The sequence below is a fragment of the Paraburkholderia sp. Tr-20389 genome (assembly GCF_017104565.1).
In the GTDB taxonomy this organism is placed as follows: domain Bacteria; phylum Pseudomonadota; class Gammaproteobacteria; order Burkholderiales; family Burkholderiaceae; genus Paraburkholderia.
This window is the reverse complement of record NZ_JAAGPD010000020.1, coordinates 42,966-61,051: the sequence shown is the minus strand read 5'-3', so window position 1 is coordinate 61,051 and position 18,086 is coordinate 42,966. Positions and strand designations below refer to the sequence as shown.

Here is an 18,086-nt window from a genome sequence, read left to right as displayed (position 1 = left end):
TGAGTCCGTGCCGTCGATTCTACTTCAGCTTTTTCGCATCCCGACGCGTCCGTGCGATCAGGCAGACTGCCGCGCCTGCCGCGCCTCGTAGGCTTTCAGATGGCTGTACGCGATGCGCAGCAACGTCAGCGCCCCGTCCTTCTGCGCGTCGCCGCCGCGCGCAATCAGATCGCCGACGATATGATCCGCCTCGATCCGCGATTGCCCTTCGATATCGCGCAGCATCGAAGCCGTCAGCGGCGAGCCTTCCGCAAACAGAATGGTCTGTGCACGCGCGTCGGATGCGTCGCCGATCGGATAGCCGTTCAACGCGGCGACTGCCTTGCACTCGCCGAGAATGCCCTCGATCACGCGGCGTCCGTCCGGCGTCTTCAGAATGTCGCCGATAGCGGCCCGATGCAGCGACGTGCTGGCTGCGAGCGTCGCGAGGAACACCCACTTCTCCCACATCTGCTGGAGGATGTCCTCCGACGCCGCCGAATCGAAACCCGCGCCGTCGAATGCCGAGGCCACGTTGCGCACGCGCTGGCTGATGCCGCCATTCAATTCGCCGAAGCCGATCGAATGCATGTCGTTCAGATGCACGATTTCGCGCTCGCGATTGAGCGTCGCGGCAATCACGCACTGCCCGCCCAGCACCTTCGACTCGCCGAAGCGCTGCCTGAGCACGTCGATATGGCGCATGCCGTTCAGCATGGGAAGGATCATCGTCGTTTCACCGACAGCGGGTGCGAACGATTCGATGGCGTCGTCGAGGTTGTACGCCTTGCAGCTCAGCAACACGAGATCGTAGGGCTGCGTGATCCGCGACGCGAGCACCGTCTTCACGTCACGCAAAGTCAGGTCGCCGCGCGGACTCCTGATGACGAGCCCCGAGCGTTGCAGTTCTTCAGCGCGCTTCTCGCGCACGAGAAACGTCACGTCGCGCCCCGCTTGAGCCAGACGCCCGCCGAAGTATCCGCCCGTCGCACCTGCGCCCACTACGAGAATTCGCATTGCTGCTCCTTTGGTCTGTTTGCATGGCGCACGCTGCACCCGTGCGCCGCAGTATGTCGTAAATCGACGCTGCCCGCAGTGGGCTTGCAGATCCCGCTGCGGGCTGCGTCAGTGAGGTGAAAGACGCGTTAGAGGATTTCGAGTGCGAGCGCAATGCCCTGCCCGCCGCCGATGCACAACGTCACGATGCCGCGCTTCAGACCATCGCGGCGCATCGAATGGATCAGACGCGTCGTGAGAATCGCGCCCGTCGCGCCGATAGGATGACCATGCGCGATCGCGCCGCCTTCCACATTGATGATGTCGTGCGCGAGCCCGAGCTTCTGCGCAACGGCGAGCGGCACAGCGGCGAAGGCCTCGTTGATCTCGACACGTTCGACATCGCTGAGTTTCCAGCCCGCGCGTTCGAGCGCAATCTGCACGGCAGGCACAGGCCCGATGCCGAACATGCCCGGCTCGACGGCGGCAATCCCGAATGCCGCGAGACGCGCCGACGCTTCGATGCCCTGCGCCTCAGCGTAGTCGCGCCCCGCGACGATCATCGCCGCGGCACCGCTGTTCAGGCCGGGCGCATTGCCCGCCGTGATCGTGCCGTCGGAACGGAATGCGGGCCGCAGCTTCGCGAGCGTTTCGATGGTCGTGTCGGGACGCGGCTGCTCGTCGCGCGCGAACTGCACAGTGCCCTTGCGGGCAGCGATTTCGACGGCGACCAGTTCCGCATCGAATGCGCCTCGCTCCTGCGCGGCAACGAAGCGCTGCTGCGAACGAGCGGCCCATTCGTCCTGAGCGGCGCGCGTCAGCTCGGCCTTGCTCACGAGGTCTTCCGTGTGCCAGCCCGAGTGCTCGTTCGAAAACGCATCGACGAGGCCGTCGCGCAACATGCTGTCATGCACCTGCGCGTTGCCCATGCGGTTGCCCCAGCGGCCGCTTTCGAGCAGATATGGCGCGCGGTCCATGTTCTCCATGCCGCCCGCAACGGCCACATCGCCGAGCCCTAGCGCGATCTCCTGTGCGGCCGACACGATCGCCTGCGCCCCCGATCCGCATACGCGGTTCACGGTCAACGCAGGCACCGACACAGGAACACCGCCGCCAATCGACGCCTGCCGCGCGGGATTCATCTTGTTGCCCGCCTGCACGACGTTGCCCATCACCACCGACGACAACGTCGTCGCATCGAGCCCGCTGCGCCGCAGCGTTTCGCGCACCGCCGTCGCGCCGAGTTGCACGGCAGGCACATCTTTCAATGAACCGCCGAATGCGCCGATCGGCGTACGGACGGGGTGGGCAATCACAATATCGCGTGCTTTCATCGCTATTCCTCTGGTTAAGGATCACGTAGACGCCTCGCATCAGCAAGGCGCTTGATTCAGCTTCAGTGGTCTTCGGCGCTCTCAGTTCGCGGCGACATCCGTCGACGGCTTCGTCTTCGCGACATCGCTCGCAGCAGGGGCATCCCAGCCGCCGCCGAGCGAGCGATACAGCGCGACGGCCGCTTGCGCATGCTCGCGCTTCGCCTGATTCAACGACTCCGAATCGCGCAGATACGCTTCCTGCGCATCGAGCACATCGAGGAAGCTCGACGCGCCGCCCTTGTACAGTTCGGTCGAAAGACGTAGTGCATGCCCCGATGCATCGAGCGCGCCTGCGAGCTTCGCGACCTGCGCGTCGCCGTTGACGAGATCGCTGCGCGTGTCCTCGATATCCTTCAGCGCGTTGAGCATCGTCTGCTGCAGGTTCAACTGCGATTCGCGCATGCGGCTTTCGTTTTCTTCGATATGCGCGGTGATGCGGCCCGCATTGAAGATCGGCGCCGTGGCATTCAACGCCGCGCTGAAGAGGTTGTCCGTCAGCGTCGGCATGCCGAGGTACGATGACGCGAGAATGCCGTCGCTCAGGCTCAGATTGAACTTCGGATAACGGTCCGCTCGCGCGACGCCCACTTCGGCCGCGCGCTGCTCGACCGTGGCGTAAGCAGTGCGCACATCAGGGCGGCGCAGCAGTGCTTCGGAAGGCAGTGTGAGCGGCACGCTTTGCGACGGCACGGGAATCGGATGCGCGTCGCTCAGCAACAGGCTGTCGACGCTTTCCGGCGTGCGTCCCGAGTACACCGCAATCAGACTCATGTCGTGCTGGATGTTCGAGTTGATCTTCGGAATCTGCGCTTGCAGGTCCTGCAACTGGTTCTGCGCACGCGCGACGTCGAGCTGCGTGGAGAGCCCGTATTTCAGGCGCTGTTGCGTGAGCTTTAGCGCGCGTGCACGAATCTCCTCGTTGTCGTTGACGATCTGCAGTTGCGTCTGCGCCCAGCGCAAGTCGATATATGCCGCTGCCGTATTCGCGGCCAGTGCGAGCCGCAATTCGTTCAGCGCCGATTGACGGCCCGTCGCCTGTGCCTGCGCTGCGAGCACCGCAAGACGTTCGCCGCCGAATACGTCGGGTTGCCACGAAGCCGTCAAGCCGGCGCCAGCCTGCTTCACATAGCCGAGCGGCGGCGGCGTGTTCTGCCTTTCATACGCGGCCGTCGCGCCCGCATCGAGTTGCGGCGACAGCGCGGCGCGCTGCTGCTTTGTGACGTCCTGTGCCTGCTTCACGCGTTCGACTGCTGCTTTGACGTCGAGATTGTCGTTGAGCACGAGATCGACGAGCTTGTGCATCGTCGGGTCGCCGAATTGCGACCACCACTGGTCGGCGTCCACCGTGTCTTTCGGCGCGTCGACGCTCCACGCGTCAGGGGCGACGGTCTTCACCGTCTGAGGCAGATCCGCGTGCGTCTCGGGCTGCACGGCACAGGCCGCGAGCGTCATGGCGGCGGCAACGGCGAGCGCTCTGGCTACGATCGATTTCATGTCAAGGCTTCCAGTCATCGGAATGGTTGATCTGTTCGCACGCATGTCAGTGCGCGTCGGGCGGCGGCGCGGTATTGCCGAAAGGCCGCGAAAACAGCACGCTGAAGAGTCCCACCGCGAAACACAGCGAGACCGCGAGGAACGTATCGGAGAAGGTCAGCACGAGCGCTTCGCGCATCACCAGCGCATGCAGCGATGCAAGGCCCGCCGACGCACCGTTGAGCACATCCCCGCCGACCGCTGCGAAATGTGCGGCCTGGTTGTGCAGCATCGCTTCGATCACGGGGCGGCCGGCCGTCACGTGTTCGTCGAGGCGTTCGTAATGGAGGTTCAGGCGGTCGTTGAGCATCGTGCTGCACACGGCGATACCGATTGCGCCGCCCAGGTTACGCATCAGATTGAACAGGCCGCTCGCGGACTTGAGCCGCGAAGGCGGCAGCGAACCGAGCGCCATCGTCACGATGGGCGGCACGCAGAACTGCTGGCCGACGCCGCGCAGCACCTGCGGAATCAGCAGTTCGTGCCAGCCCCATTGGTTGGTCAGCGGCACATACAGATAGCAGCCGACGCCGAAGCAGATCAGGCCGAACACCATCAGCAGACGCATATCGACCCGGCGTGCGAGGAACGAATACGCAGTCAGCGCGACGAGTTGCGCACAGCCCACCGACAGCAGCGCGATACCGATCTGCAGCGAATCGAAACCACGCACACGCGACAGGAACACGGGCGTCAGAAACACCGTGCAGAACAGGCCAATGCCCGTGATGAACGACAACAGACTGCCGATGCCGAAGTTACGGATCGCGAGCGCGCGCAGATCGACGATCGGCTCTTTCGCGGTGAATGCATGCACGAGAAACAGGAAGCCGCAGATGCCGCAAATCCATGCACAGAACAGGATGACTTCGTCGCCGAACCAGTTCTTGCGCGGGCCTTCTTCGAGCACATATTCGAGGCAGCCGAGAAAGCCCGACATCAGCAGAATGCCGAGATAGTCGCCCGTCTTGAGCAGCGAAATATCGGCATGGTCGACGTTGACGTAGCGCGGCACCAGCACCGTCACCAGCACGCCCGGCACGAGATTCAGATAGAACAACCAGTGCCACGACCATTGATCGGTGATCCAGCCGCCGATCACGGGGCCGATGGTCGGCGCGAGCGACGCGAGCGCGCCGATCGTCGTAGCCGCGAGAATGCGCTGCTTGCCGGGGAACAGCATGAACGCCGTCGTGAACACGGTGGGGATCATCGCAGCGCCGGCGGCGCCTTGCAGGCCGCGAAACAGGATCATCGAGTTGATGTCCCACGCGAGCCCGCACAGCATGCTGGTCACCGTGAAGCCGAGCGCGGAGGCTGCGAACACCCAGCGCGTCGAGAATACGCGCGTGAGCCAGCCCGACATCGGGATCACCATGATCTCGGCAATCAGATACGCGGTCTGCACCCAGGAGAGTTCGTCCTGACTCGCCGACAGGCCGCCGCCGATATCCTTCAGTGACGACGCCACGATCTGGATATCGAGCGTCGCCATGAAGAAGCCGAGGCACAGCAACGAGAACGCGAAGACTTTGGTGCCGGTCGGCAGATCGGCCGGATTCATGGGAGCGGAAGTCGTCTTGCTCATGATGTTCGCGGCGTCCTTCGATTACGAAGCCGAGCGGGCCGTGTCGCGGGCCGCCTCGGAAGGTGCGTCATGCTCGCCGCGCAGATGGACTTTCACGGTCGCCGACAAACCCGGACGCAGCACGCCCTGCATGTCCTGCGGCACGGCAAGACGTACGCGGACGGGCACACGCTGGACGATCTTCGTGAAGTTGCCGGTGGCGTTCTCGGCGGGCAGCAAGCTGAAGGTCGCGCCCGTCGCCGGCGCGAGGCTCTCGACCACGCCTTCGATGCGGCGGCTCGATGCGTCCAGATCGATGTCGACGGTGTCGCCGACTTTCATCTTCTTCAGCTGATCTTCCTTGAAGTTCGCGTCGATCCACAGACCGCTCGCGGGCACGACCGTCAGCAGCGACACGCCGACGTTCGCGAGCACGCCGACACGCGCCGTGCGATTGCCGACATAACCATCGATCGGCGCGCGGATCGTCGTGTACTCGACGTTCAGCGCGGCGACACGCTGGGCCGCCACAGCCGTTGCGACGCGGGCGTGCGAATCGTTGATCTGTGCATCAAGCACGGCGAGTTGACGCTGCGCGGCCGTCAATGCGGCGCTGCTGCGATCCACCGAGGCATGCGCTTTCGCGAGATCGGCGTCGGCGCGCTCGACGACCTGGTTCGACACGGCATCGTCCTTCACCAGCTGGCGATAACGCACCGAATCCGACGCGCTGCGCGTAAGCTCCGCATTCGACGCGCGCACTTCGGCGCCCTGCTCGTTGATCGTCGCGAGTTGCAGCGACTTCTTCGCTTCGAGTTCGGTCACGGCCGCTTCCGCGCTCGCAACTTCCGCGTTCGCCTGCGCGAGACGCGCATCGTAATCGCGTGCATCGAGACGGATCAGCACCTGGCCCGCTTTCACGTACTGGTTGTCCTGCACCAGCACATCGCTGACGAAGCCATTCACTTTCGGCGCCAGCACGGTGACATCGCCGCCGACGTAGGCGTCGTCGGTAGTCTCGACAAAGCGCCCTACGAAAAACCAGTACGACGTGGCGGCTGCGATCACGACGACCACCGAGATCACCGCCAGAAGCATCCACGGAGTTCTGCGCGTCTGTTTCGCGGCGCCGGCGACGGCCGGCGGAGCGATGGAAGGAGTAGTAGACATGGCTGTGATTGCGTGTGCGTATGCACTTGGAAACGTTGAAAAAAAGCGCTCGAATGCGCCCGCCTTGGTGCCTCGAAATCTCTCGTTACCGCCTGGTCATGTCGAACAGTTCGTCGCGCAGCCGGGCTGCACGCTGCGATCCGAAACGCTCCTCGAATTCACTCTGCGCCGCGTACCAATGCTCGCGTGCCGTTTTCAAGCGCTCTTCGCCCGCTGTCGTCAGCATCACGGTCAACACACGGCGATTGCTGCGCGATGCTTCGGTGAAAACCAGGCCGTCGCGCTGCAATGGCTGGATCGCGCGGACCAGCGTGGTGCGTTCCATCACCATCGAGTCCGCGAGTTCCTTCATCGTCATCCACTTGCGGCGAAGCAGCCGGCACATGATCGAAAACTGCGTGGTCTTGAGGCCCACTTGGCCAAGGTGACGGTCGTAAACCTGAGTCACATAGCGCGCCGCCTGTCGGATCGCAAAGCAATCGTCTTCGGGCGACACCTGTATCTCTTTCGTTCCGGTCTCTACGTGCATATGCACACCATTGAATCGGGTTTAGCGCGCTTGATTTGCAGCGCACACAACACTCGTGATTTACGACGACGTCAGATTGAACAGTTCGGCGCGCAATGCTTTTGCGCGACTGCGTCCGAACTTGCTTTCGAATTCTTCCTGTGCGGCGCGCCACGCAAGCGCAGCCTGCTCGAACGTTTGCTTGCCCGCCTTCGACAGGCTGAACTGATAAGTACGCCCGTCGTGCTCAGACGATTCGCTGATGACAAGACCATCCCGCTGCAACGGCTTGAGCGCACGCACGAGCGTGGTGCGCTCCATCACCATCGAGTCCGCCAGTTCTACCATGGTCAGACCCGGCTTGCGCGCGAGCTTGGCGACGATGGTGAACTGGGCTGCCGTCAGGCCGACCTCGCCCAGATGGCGCTCGTAGATCTGCGTCACGTACCGCGCCGCCTGGCGCAGCGCGAAGCAGTTGCAATCGTCGTGGGAAATGGGCTTGCTCATGGAAGGAAGTCTATATGTGCGTATGCACGCTGTCAAATCGCACTGCGGCACGCCACGTGAAATTCATTGTTGCTCATAGCGCCAACACACTGACGGCAACGTCGACGCGATGCGCGCCGCCGCCAAGAATCATGCCGCGCAGCAGCGAGACGTCGCTGTAGTCGCGGCCGATTGCCAGCGTCACGTGATCCATGTCGGCGAGGACGTCGTTAGTAGGATCCAGGTCGATCCAGCCGCTTTGCGGGCAATGCACCGATACCCACGCATGCGACGCGTCCGCGCCGATCAGACGCGGCTGGCCCGGCGGCGGATCGTTGCGCAGGTAGCCACTGACGTAGCGCGCAGGCAAGCCGAGTGCGCGCAGACAGCCGATCATCACCTGCGCGAAGTCCTGGCAGACGCCGCTCTTCATATCGAACGCGCGTTCGGCGGGCGTATCGAACATCGTCGCGGACGGCTTGTAGTCGAAATCCGCGTGAATGCGGTGCATCAGATCAATCGCGCCCGCGACGATCGGCATGCCCGGCCGAAAGCTGCGCAGCGCGTAATCGCGCAATGCAGGCTTGAGCGCGATATTCGGCGACGCAAAACAGAACTCGACCTGCGGATGACACGCGCCGCCCGCGCGAAACCGCAGCGAATCCGCGACCTCTTCCCATGCGGGCGTCGCATCGGGATCGAGATCGGTCCAGCGCGGCGTGAGTTGCACCGTCGTTTCGCTGACCATTTGCAGACGCTCGTGCGGCGCGTCGAGCGCGAAATACAGCACGTCGTTGCCGAATGCATCGATGCGGCTGTGCAGATACGAAGGCGACGGCTCGATGCGCTCGGTATGCGCGACCACGCGCTGCCACGCACACGCCAGCGGTCGAATGGTCGCGAGATGCTGCGCGGTTTCGACGAGTGTCGAATAGTGATAGGTCGTGCGATGCGACACGGACAGCAGCGTCTGCGCGTCCTTCATGACGACACCTGCGCCGCGAGCGTCTTCGCATGGCTGAAATAGCGCGCGCTGATTTCGTTGGCGGCCGCCGTCACGCTCATCGCGAGGCGGTCGCACAGCGAGATCAGTTCCGCATACATGCCTTCGCCATCCGTCGTACATAGCTGTTCGAGCGACGGCAGCATGGCCGCGGAAGGCAACATGTCGCTGAACGGACGATGCCGCGTGCCGCCCGCCGCCCGCGAAATGTCGTCGAGCTTCGCGCGTAGCCGCATGTACACGCCGTATAGCCCGCGCGGATTGGTCGGTTCGATGACGAGCAGATCGATCAGCGCAGGCACTTCGAGACGTCCCGGATACAGCGACCGATACGTCAGCGTGCTGTCGAACAGTTGCAGCAGCAGATCGAATGCAGCGGGCGTTGCGAGCTGACGCTGCATCGCGACGACGCGCAGTATCGACGTCATCGCCCACACGCGCTCGATATGGCGGCCCGCGAACATCAGGCGCCACGCTTCGTCGCGCGTCATGCGGTCGCCTTGCGCGCCGCTGATCGCCGCCAGTTGCGTGGCGAGATGTTCGAGCGCGTTCATCAACGACACGCGGTTATAGCGCGCCTTACCGCGCGACGACGCCTTCGACGAAACGGCCGCAGCCGGTGTCAGGTCGTGCAGGGCATCGCGGAAGTCGTTGCGCGCCGCGAGCGTGATGCGCCAGTGATCGTTCGAAAGCCGCCCGCGTATCTCGCCGCTCGCGCGCGCCTGGCTCGCGAGATTCTGCCCGATGCTGTAAGCACCCGTGTTTTCGTGCAGATTCGCGACCAGCGTGCGTTCAAATGCCTGCAGCGATTGCCCGGCGACGATATCGCCCGGCTGCACGAGACCGAATTGCAGCGCGAGTTCAGCGAGCGTCGCGAACATCGTGTCCGCGCCGTTGCTTTCCAGCGATCCGAGTATCAGCCGCAACAGCCGCACGTTGTTTTCCGCGCGCTCGCCGTAGCGGCCGCTCCAGAACAGGTTCTCCGCGGCGCGGCTCGACACCGTGCGGTGCTTGCGCGCGAGATCGGCGGGTTCGAGCGGCGACGGCAACAGCGTGAACGTCGAATTCGGATGGCTCGACAGCACCCACGTGTCGACGCTGCTGCCGCCGAACTGCATCGATACCGACGACTGCCGTTCCCCCGCGAGACGCGTGAAGGCGCCTGGCAGCACGTGCCAGTCGCCGTTCGCATCGGCGACGGCGATCACGCGCAGCACGGACGGCCGGTTGCCGAGCGTGCCGTCTTCATAGCGCGGCGTGCACGAATACGGCAACGGCTGCTGGATCGTGAACGCGTCGGGCGCGCGCTCGATGCGGCTCTGCCACCCGTCGAGCCGCTGCGCGCCGTGCGCGATGCCGGGCGGCCCGTCGGGCGTGCGCGCAGGCCACGTCGGTTGCAGAAACGCTTCTTCCATGTTCGCGAACGCATGCTCGCGCGCGGCATCTTCGCCGCACCACCATGTCGACACGCCGTTCAGCAGCAGCGGCTCGTTCAGCAGCGTTTGCGCGATACCCGGCAAAAAGCCGTGCATCGCGGGCGATTCGAGAAAGCCCGACCCGGGCACGTTCGATACGATCACATTGCCCGCGCGCATCACCTGCAACAGGCCGGGCACGCCGATCGTCGAATCGGCGCGCAATTCGACGGGATCGCAAAACGCGTCGTCGAGACGCCGCAGCACGACGTGCACGCGCTCCAGCCCCGTGAGCGTCTTCAGATACAGCATGTCATTGCGCACCGTCAGGTCTTTGCCTTCGACGAGCGTCACGCCCAGATAGCGCGCGAGAAATGCATGCTCGAAATAGGTCTCCGCGAACGGGCCCGGCGTGAGCAGCGCGATATGCGGCGCACTGTCGGTGTTGCCGTCGCGCATCGTCGCGCGCGCCCATTCCGCGAGCGTCGCGATCAGCGTAGAGAAGGTCGGCGCGAGCCGGCTCACGCGCATCTCGCGAAACGCATCGGCGAATACGTTCGATACGATCATGCGGTTTTCGAGCGCGTAACCAAGCCCCGACGGCACTTCGGTGCGATGCGACACGACCGTCCATGCGCCGTCCGGTGCGCGTGCGAGATCCACGCCGACTACCTGCAGGAACTGGCCGCCCTGCGGCACGAAGCCGTTTACCGCGCGCAGATAACCGGGATGCCCGAACACCAGCGCAGGCGGCAGCTTGCTGTGCAGCAGCAGCTTCTGCGGCCCGTATACATCGGCGACGATCGCATTCAGCAGCTTCGCGCGCTGCTTCACGCCGCGCTCGATCTGCGCCCATTCCTCTTCATCGATGATGAACGGCAGCAGGTCGAGCGCCCACGGACGCGGTTCGCCCTTGTCCGCGTAGACGTTGTACGTGATGTCGTTGTCGCGCACCTGCTGCGCGATGGACGCCCGCCCCGCCTCCAGAGCCGCGATGCCGTCCTCGCCGAGCAGTTCGAAAAAGCGCCGCCACGGCTCGCGCAGCAGGCCCGATGCATCGCGCAGTTCGTCCCAGTGGCCTTCGCGCACGTCCAGCATGGGCAGCGTGCGCAGCAGCGCCAGCGCGTCCGGATGGCCTGCTGCCGCTTCGAACGGAAAGGTCGATTGAAAGGCCAAGATGTCGTCGCGAATCTGTCGTTATGGGTTTTGCGTTTGCAGCAGCGGCTCACCAGTGCCGCAAATCCAGCGTGAACGGAAACTCCTGACTGCGCGGCGCCGCTTCCACCGCCAACTGGCCCGGTGTGTGGCCCGTCGTGAAGAAGCGCGCGCGACGCCGGCTTTCCGCTTCGTACGCATTCACCGGGAACGTCTGGTAGTTCCGTCCGCCCGGATGAGCGACATGATACTGGCATCCGCCGATCGAGCGGCCCGTCCACATATCGACGACATCGAACGTCAGCGGCGCATGCACACCTATCGTAGGATGCAGCGACGACGACTGCGCCCATGCGCGGAAGCGCACGCCCGCGACGAACTCGCTGACGCGGCCCGTCGGCTGCAGCGGCAAGGTGACGCCGTTGACGCTCACGCGATGGCGGTTGTCGTTCAGCCCCAGCACCTTCACTTCGAGCCGCTCCACCGACGAATCCACATAACGCACCGTGCCGCCCGCCGAACCCTCCTCGCCCATCACGTGCCACGGTTCGAGCGCGCCGGTGATCGCGAGCGACAGCCCGTTCGCGTGCATCTCGCCGATGGCCGGGAAGCGGAACGCGAAATGCGGCGCGAACCATTCGGTCTCGAACGCGAAGCCCGCATCGCGCAGATCGGCCAGTACGTCGTCGAAATCCATCTGCACGAACGTGCCGAGCAGGAAGCGGTCGTGCAACTCCGTGCCCCAGCGCGTGAGGCGCGTCGTGTATGGCGCCTTCCAGAAGGCCGCGACGAGCGCACGCAGCAGCAGCTGCTGCACGAGACTCATGCGCGCGTGCGGCGGCATTTCGAAGCCGCGCAGTTCGAGCAGGCCTAGACGTCCTGTCGGGCCATCGGGCGAATAGAGCTTGTCGATACAGAACTCGGCGCGGTGCGTGTTGCCCGTCACGTCGATCAGGATGTTACGCAGCGCACGGTCGATCATCCACGGCGGCACCTGCGCACCGTTCTGGCCGCCGAGCAGATCGACTTGACGTTGCAATTCCGCGAACGCGAGTTCGAGTTCGTAGACCTGGTCGTTGCGCGCTTCGTCGACGCGCGGCGCCTGACTCGTCGGTCCGATGAACAGCCCCGAAAACAGATACGACAGCGACGGATGGTTGTGCCAGTACGCAACCAGACTCGCGAGCAGATCGGGACGGCGCAGGAACGGACTGTCGGCAGGCGTCGCGCCGCCGAGCACGAAGTGATTGCCGCCGCCCGTGCCCGCGTGACGGCCGTCGAGCATGAACTTCTCGGTGCTCAGATACGACTCGTGTGCGGCGTTGTACAGGAACTCGGTGTGATCGACGAGCTGGTTCCAGTTCTTCGCCGGATGAATGTTCACTTCGATCACGCCCGGATCCGGCGTCACCTGCAGCATATTCAGGCGCGGATCGCGCGGCGGCGGATAGCCTTCGATCACGACTTGCATGTTCAATTCGGCAGCTGTGGCTTCGACGGCGGCCAGCAGGTCGAGATAATCGTCGAGTTCGGTCAGCGGCGGCATGAAGACGTGCAGCAGCGCGCGGCCATCGCCGATCGCATCCGCTTCGACCTTCGGGCCCGCGGCGCGCGCCGGATTGCGCGCTTCGACGCACAACGCGGTGCGGATCACCGACGCCGCCGATTCGCCGCGCTCGGGGACGCGGTCTTGCGGCTGAGTGCCCAAGCCTTTGCCAATGCCTGCACCCGTTCCGCGTGCGCCGCCGACGCCGTCACCGGCGCGCGTGTCATATGAAGCGCCGTCGTATTGCATCCGCAATTGCGCCGCCGTACGCAGCGGCACGGATTCCGCGAACGGATCGTGCGCGTGCTGATACGGATAATCGGCCTTCGAGACCCACGGCAGCGAATCAAGCGGCAGGCGATAGCCCATCGGCGAGTCGCCGGGAATCAGATACATGCGTTCGTCGCGGAAGAACCACGCGCTGCTCGTCCAGCCGGGGCCGCTATCCGAACGCGCAATCGGCAGCACGTAACCTGTCGCGCCCGATAGCCCCGCGTCGAACACGCGGCGCAGGCGCACGCGCTCCATTTCGTCGTCGAGGCGGGAATCGAAAGGATCGACGTTGACGGGCAGACGCCGCTCGCGCCACAGGTAGTACCACGTGTCCTCGAAGCCCGCCTGCACATACTGGCTGTCGACGGACAGCTTGCCCGCGAGCGCGCTGAGGAAGCGGCGCGCATCGTCGGATGTATAGCTGCCGGGCGTGCGCTCGTCCGCGAACAGCGTGGGATCGCGCCAGCACGGCTCGCCGTCCGCGCGCCAATACAGCGACAGCGCCCAGCGCGGCAATTGCTCGCCCGGATACCACTTGCCCTGGCCGATATGCAGAAAACCGTTCGCGCCGTAGTACGCGCGCAGCTTGTCCATCAGCGCGACGGCATAACCGCGCTTGGTCGGGCCGAGCGCGTCGGTGTTCCATTCGGCGGCGTCGCGGTCGCGCACGGAGACGAACGTCGGCTCGCCGCCCATCGTCAGGCGCACGTCCAGCGCGTCGAGCTGGCTGTCCACCTGCGCGCCCATCGTCAGCACGCGGTCCCACGCGGCTTCCGTATAGGGCTTGGTGACACGCGGCGATTCGAGCACGCGCGTGATCGACATCGCGTGTGCGAACTCGACTTCGGATTCGTCGACGGCGCCCGAGATCGGCGCGGCGCTGCCCGGCTCCGGCGAACACGCGACGGGAATATGACCTTCGCCCGCGAGCAGACCCGAAGTCGGGTCGAAGCCGATCCAGCCCGCGCCCGGAAGAAACACTTCGCACCACGCGTGCAGATCGGTGAAATCGTATTCGGTGCCACTGGGGCCATCGAGCGACTTCGTGTCGGGCGCCAGCTGCAGCAGGTAACCGGACACGAAGCGCGCCGCCAGTCCGAGCTGGCGCAGCGTTTCGACCAGCAGCCAGCCCGAATCGCGGCACGAGCCCGACGCGTTGACGAGCGTTTCCTCCGGCGTCTGCACGCCCGGCTCCATGCGGATCAGATAGCGGATTTCGTGTTGCAGCCGCTGGTTCAGATCGACGAGGAAATCGGTCGTGCGGCGCGGCGAGCGGTCGATGCTCGCGACAAACTCCGCGAAACGCGGCGTCATCGCGCGCCTGACGAGATACGGCGCGAGTTCCGCCGCAAGTTCGGGCGCGTATTCGAACGGGAACTGCTCGGCGGACGGTTCGAGAAAGAAGTCGAACGGGTTGTAGACGGCCATCTCCGCGACGAGATCGACCGTGATCTTGAACTCCGGCGTGCGCTCGGGAAACACGAGCCGCGCCTGATAGTTCGCGAACGCGTCCTGCTGCCAGTTGATGAAGTGCTGCTCCGGCTCGACGCGCATCGAGTACGACAGGATCGGCGTGCGGCAATGCGGCGCCGGGCGAAGCCGCACGACCTGCGGCGACAATCCGACGAGACGGTCATACCGGTAATGCGTGACATGGTTCAGCGCGACGCGTATGGACACTCCGGACTCCTGGACAGAAAAGGCCGATAACGGATTAACCGCGGGGGCAGCCGCGAAAAGCAAGCTTTATGCCGTTGAGGCTGAAAGTACTGCTGGTGCGGCATGTGCATCTATCGCGTTGTCATGTCGGGACGGCATGCTGCTTCAATTCGATCAGCGTTGTCGCTCGACGGCCCGCACGCACCAAAACAGCGCATCAGCAGCGCATGCGCGGCTCCGATCGCGCACGAATATGAGCACGATAGGTGAGCACGACCAGCGACGTTATAGCGGAGCGGCATGAAGATTGCGGGAACGCGAGCGCTTTGCACCTCCTTCAACGGCACGACACAAACAGGTTCGAGCGATGAAAGCCTTCCATTGCAACCGATGCGACCAGCGTGTGTTCTTCGAGAACGTGTTGTGCGAGCGCTGTGAAGCGCTGCTCGGCTATGTGCCGGAGCTGCGCGAGATCAGTGCGTTCGAAGCGGCGGACGAAGGCCAGTGGCGCAGCCTGCATCCCGCCGCCGAAGGCAAGCTGTACCGTCAATGCCACAACTACGCGGTCGAAAACGTCTGCAACTGGATGCTGCCCGCCGACGACACCGAGACGCTATGCCGCTCGTGCCGTCTCACGCACACCATTCCGAACCTGACCGATCCGAACAACCGGCTGTACTGGTACCGGCTAGAGACGGCAAAGCGGCGGCTGCTCTACACGCTCGATGCGCTCGGCCTCACCATCGAGTCGCGCCACGCCGATCCTGACAACGGCCTCGAATTCGATTTCCTCGAAAACGTCGACCCCGCCGCCCCGGTGATGACGGGCCACGACAACGGCCGCATCACGCTGAACGTCGCCGAAGCCGATGACGCCCACCGCGAGAAAGTACGCACCGACATGCGCGAGCCGTATCGAACGCTGCTAGGGCACTTTCGTCACGAGTCCGGGCACTACTACTTCGAAAAACTGATTGCGGGCACGCACTGGCTGAAGCCGTTTCGCGAGCGCTTCGGCGACGAACAGGCCGACTATGGCGAAGCGCTCGACGCCTACTACCGCGACGGCGCGCCCGGCGACTGGGACACACGCTGCATCAGCGCGTACGCGACGATGCATCCGTGGGAAGACTGGTCCGAAACCTGGGCGCACTATCTGCTGATCGTCGACGTACTCGATACGTCGACGGCATACGGGCTCGCGCTCTTGCCGCCCGCACCGAACGAGCCGCGTCTGACGGACCAGACGCCCGTCGAGGAGGCGAGCTTCGATAATCTGATGAAACGCTGGTATCCGCTCACGGATGCGCTGAACAGCCTGAACCGCAGTCTCGGCATGCCCGATGGCTATCCGTTCACGCTCGCGCCGCCCGTTGTCGACAAGCTGCGCTTCGTGCATCGCGTGATCGCGCAGGCATCGACGCGCACGTGAGCGACACGGGCCGCGCGCGGCCCGCCGTAACTGACCTTATGCGAAAACGCGTTACTTCTTCTGCAGCAGCGTCTTCAGCTCTTCGACGTTCTCTTCGACGCGCTTTGCAATGACCGCATACGAATCGGCCTGCGTGCGATAAGCGGCCTGCGTGAGCTGCTGCATGTCCGCGAGTGCCTTGTGCAGCGTCTGCTGGACGAGTTCGGCCGTTTGCGCCGACGGCATGCCGCCCGACGCCGCCTGCTTCTGCACGGCTTCCTGTAGTTCGCCGAGCGTCGCGCGCAGCATGTCGGCCTGTTTTTGCGCAAGTGCCTGCATGCCCTGCACGGCTGTCTGATTGGCGGCGATCAGCGCTTCGACGTCCTTGCGACGCGCTTCCATCACGGCCGGCACGTCGAATCCGGGCAGTTTGAACTGTTCGAACAGCTTGTTGAATTCGGCGAACGGGTTGGCGGCGTCAAAGGGTTCCATGCTTGATCTCCTGGCGCGTCGGTGAGGGGGTATGTGCCGCTAAGGGTTTGGAGCAGGCACACCTCACGATCATGCCCGTTAATGCGGCAATGCGCCAGCGAGCAGAAAAAGCCGGAGAACCCTCTTTCCGCCCCAATTCATATCACGTCGTGATGCAGTGCAACCTTACGGTTAGTACGGGTTTTCCCTGCATTTTCAGGGCTGCGCCAAGCCTCGCCAGCCGGTCATCGCGGCGGATTTATATCACGTTGGCATATATCCATGACGACAAGTTGTTTCCTTTCTGACAGCTTTTCCCTTAACGTACGCCTGCCCGTTTCCTATTCCTATTACAGAACGACATCTTGACCCGCTCCCCCTTTTTCCAGTGGCTGGCGCGTTTTTATCCTGCCGCGATGAACGTCAAATGGCCCGAGCGCATGCGCTCCGCACTCGGCGCGCTGATCGGCATTGCCTTCACGGGCGGCAGCATGCACCTGCTGCTCGGGCCGGCCGCGAACATTCCGATGCTGGTCGCGCCGATGGGCGCGTCGGCCGTGCTGCTGTTCGGCGTGCCCGCGAGTCCGCTGGCGCAGCCGTGGTCGATCATCGGAGGAAATCTGGTGTCGGCGACGGTCGGCGTGGCCTGTGCGATGCTGATCTCCGACCCGGTCGCCGCTGCGGCTCTCGCCGTGGGCGTGGCGATCGCCGCGATGTTCGCGCTGCGCTGCGTGCACCCGCCGTCAGGCGCCGTCGCGCTGACGGCCGTGCTCGGCGGCCCGGCCATCCATGCGCTCGGCTTTCGTTTCGTGCTGGAGCCGATCCTGATCCAGTCGGCGGCGCTGCTGGGCGCGGCGCTCGTCTATCACGCGGTGACGGGTCACCGTTATCCGCACGCGACCCGCGCTGCACCGTCCGCGCCGCAAGTGCCCGCATCGGGCAACAGTGTCACGCGCGCCGACCTCGAAGCCGTGCTGAACCGCCGTGGCGAACTGCTCGACATCGATCCCGAAGACCTCGAAACCCTGTTCCGCGAAACGCAGATGCAGGCCTACGCACGCACGTTCAGCGAACTGGCGTGCCGCGACGTGATGTCGACGCCCGTCGTCAGTGTCGCGCCCGAAACGACCTTGCGCGCCGCCGCCGACCTGCTGCAGCGCCACTCGATCAAGGCGCTGCCCGTCGTCGACAAGCGTCAGCACGTGGTGGGCATCCTGACGCGCGCCGATCTGACCAGCAAGCCGAAAAGCGCCGACCTTCGTCTGATGGAAGCGCTGTCGGCGCGTCTCTTCAAGCGCGACGAAAATCGCGGCCGGCTCGTCAGCGGCGTGATGACGACGCACGTGCGCACTGTCGCGACGGGCACGCCGATCGTCGAACTGGTGCCGTTCTTCGCCGACGACGGTCACCATCACATCCCCGTGATCGACACGCACGACCGGCTGGTCGGCATCATCACGCAGTCCGATCTGATCGAGGGCCTCTACCGGCAAAGCCAGATGCAGGCCCAGGCGCAGCAGCGCCCCGCTGCCGCCTGA

The 18,086-nt window shown here is 64.4% G+C and carries 13 protein-coding genes; 2 read left to right on the top strand and 11 right to left on the bottom strand.

Annotated features, from left to right (window positions below; all coding sequences use genetic code 11):
* Positions 1-57: 57 nt before the first annotated feature.
* The 10 genes from panE to G3N95_RS20030 form a co-directional block, all read right to left on the bottom strand.
* A complete protein-coding gene (panE, locus tag G3N95_RS20075; RefSeq protein WP_205971813.1) occupies positions 58-996 on the bottom strand; it encodes a 2-dehydropantoate 2-reductase in 939 nt (312 codons plus the stop codon).
* A 128-nt stretch (positions 997-1,124) separates the two neighbouring features.
* A complete protein-coding gene (locus tag G3N95_RS20070; protein ID WP_205971812.1) occupies positions 1,125-2,309 on the bottom strand; it encodes a thiolase family protein in 1,185 nt (394 codons plus the stop codon).
* An 81-nt stretch (positions 2,310-2,390) separates the two neighbouring features.
* Positions 2,391-3,845, bottom strand: coding sequence for an efflux transporter outer membrane subunit (locus G3N95_RS20065; protein WP_205971811.1), 1,455 nt, complete (start codon positions 3,843-3,845; stop codon positions 2,391-2,393).
* Positions 3,846-3,891: 46 nt separating this feature from the next.
* Entirely contained in the window at positions 3,892-5,472 is a 1,581-nt protein-coding gene (locus G3N95_RS20060; protein ID WP_205971810.1) for a DHA2 family efflux MFS transporter permease subunit, read from the bottom strand.
* Between the two features lie 21 nt (positions 5,473-5,493).
* Positions 5,494-6,621, bottom strand: coding sequence for an HlyD family secretion protein (locus G3N95_RS20055; RefSeq protein WP_205971808.1), 1,128 nt, complete (start codon positions 6,619-6,621; stop codon positions 5,494-5,496).
* Between the two features lie 85 nt (positions 6,622-6,706).
* Positions 6,707-7,150, bottom strand: coding sequence for a MarR family winged helix-turn-helix transcriptional regulator (locus tag G3N95_RS20050; protein WP_205971806.1), 444 nt, complete (start codon positions 7,148-7,150; stop codon positions 6,707-6,709).
* A 60-nt stretch (positions 7,151-7,210) separates the two neighbouring features.
* A complete protein-coding gene (locus G3N95_RS20045) occupies positions 7,211-7,636 on the bottom strand; it encodes a MarR family transcriptional regulator (RefSeq protein ID WP_205971805.1) in 426 nt (141 codons plus the stop codon).
* Positions 7,637-7,709: 73 nt separating this feature from the next.
* Entirely contained in the window at positions 7,710-8,600 is an 891-nt protein-coding gene (locus G3N95_RS20040) for a transglutaminase family protein (protein ID WP_205971804.1), read from the bottom strand.
* Positions 8,597-11,209 carry a circularly permuted type 2 ATP-grasp protein gene (locus G3N95_RS20035; protein WP_205971803.1) on the bottom strand — a complete coding sequence of 871 codons (2,613 nt, stop codon included), beginning with the start codon at positions 11,207-11,209 and terminating at the stop codon, positions 8,597-8,599. Before G3N95_RS20035 ends, G3N95_RS20040 begins: the two co-directional genes overlap by 4 nt.
* A gap of 49 nt (positions 11,210-11,258) precedes the next feature.
* Complete coding sequence (locus tag G3N95_RS20030; protein WP_205971802.1) at positions 11,259-14,687, bottom strand: transglutaminase family protein; 3,429 nt, start codon at positions 14,685-14,687, stop codon at positions 11,259-11,261.
* Positions 14,688-15,033: 346 nt separating this feature from the next.
* Here G3N95_RS20030 and G3N95_RS20025 point away from each other — a divergent pair, with 346 nt between their 5' ends.
* On the top strand, positions 15,034-16,098 hold the full coding sequence (locus tag G3N95_RS20025; protein WP_205971801.1) for a putative zinc-binding metallopeptidase: 1,065 nt from the start codon (positions 15,034-15,036) through the stop codon (positions 16,096-16,098).
* Positions 16,099-16,149: 51 nt separating this feature from the next.
* On the opposite strand, the gene G3N95_RS20020 is transcribed toward G3N95_RS20025, so the two are convergent.
* Positions 16,150-16,569 (bottom strand): phasin family protein, encoded by a 420-nt coding sequence (locus G3N95_RS20020; RefSeq protein WP_205971800.1) that lies wholly within the window; start codon positions 16,567-16,569, stop codon positions 16,150-16,152.
* Between the two features lie 395 nt (positions 16,570-16,964).
* On the opposite strand from G3N95_RS20020, the gene G3N95_RS20015 reads away from it, so the two are divergent.
* Positions 16,965-18,086, top strand: a complete 1,122-nt coding sequence (locus G3N95_RS20015) for an HPP family protein (RefSeq protein ID WP_205971885.1) — start codon at positions 16,965-16,967, stop codon at positions 18,084-18,086.

Excerpts from the sequence above, each read along its gene's own strand:
- G3N95_RS20025 (WP_205971801.1), top strand. The coding sequence starts at position 15,034 with ATGAAAGCCTTCCATTGCAACCGATGCGACCAGCGTGTGTTCTTCGAG.
- G3N95_RS20050 (WP_205971806.1), bottom strand. The coding sequence starts at position 7,150 with ATGCACGTAGAGACCGGAACGAAAGAGATACAGGTGTCGCCCGAAGAC.
- G3N95_RS20065 (WP_205971811.1), bottom strand. The coding sequence starts at position 3,845 with ATGAAATCGATCGTAGCCAGAGCGCTCGCCGTTGCCGCCGCCATGACG.
- G3N95_RS20015 (WP_205971885.1), top strand. The coding sequence starts at position 16,965 with ATGAACGTCAAATGGCCCGAGCGCATGCGCTCCGCACTCGGCGCGCTG.
- G3N95_RS20055 (WP_205971808.1), bottom strand. The coding sequence starts at position 6,621 with ATGTCTACTACTCCTTCCATCGCTCCGCCGGCCGTCGCCGGCGCCGCG.
- G3N95_RS20060 (WP_205971810.1), bottom strand. The coding sequence starts at position 5,472 with ATGAGCAAGACGACTTCCGCTCCCATGAATCCGGCCGATCTGCCGACC.
- G3N95_RS20070 (WP_205971812.1), bottom strand. The coding sequence starts at position 2,309 with ATGAAAGCACGCGATATTGTGATTGCCCACCCCGTCCGTACGCCGATC.
- G3N95_RS20020 (WP_205971800.1), bottom strand. The coding sequence starts at position 16,569 with ATGGAACCCTTTGACGCCGCCAACCCGTTCGCCGAATTCAACAAGCTG.
- G3N95_RS20040 (WP_205971804.1), bottom strand. The coding sequence starts at position 8,600 with ATGAAGGACGCGCAGACGCTGCTGTCCGTGTCGCATCGCACGACCTAT.
- G3N95_RS20045 (WP_205971805.1), bottom strand. The coding sequence starts at position 7,636 with ATGAGCAAGCCCATTTCCCACGACGATTGCAACTGCTTCGCGCTGCGC.
- panE (WP_205971813.1), bottom strand. The coding sequence starts at position 996 with ATGCGAATTCTCGTAGTGGGCGCAGGTGCGACGGGCGGATACTTCGGC.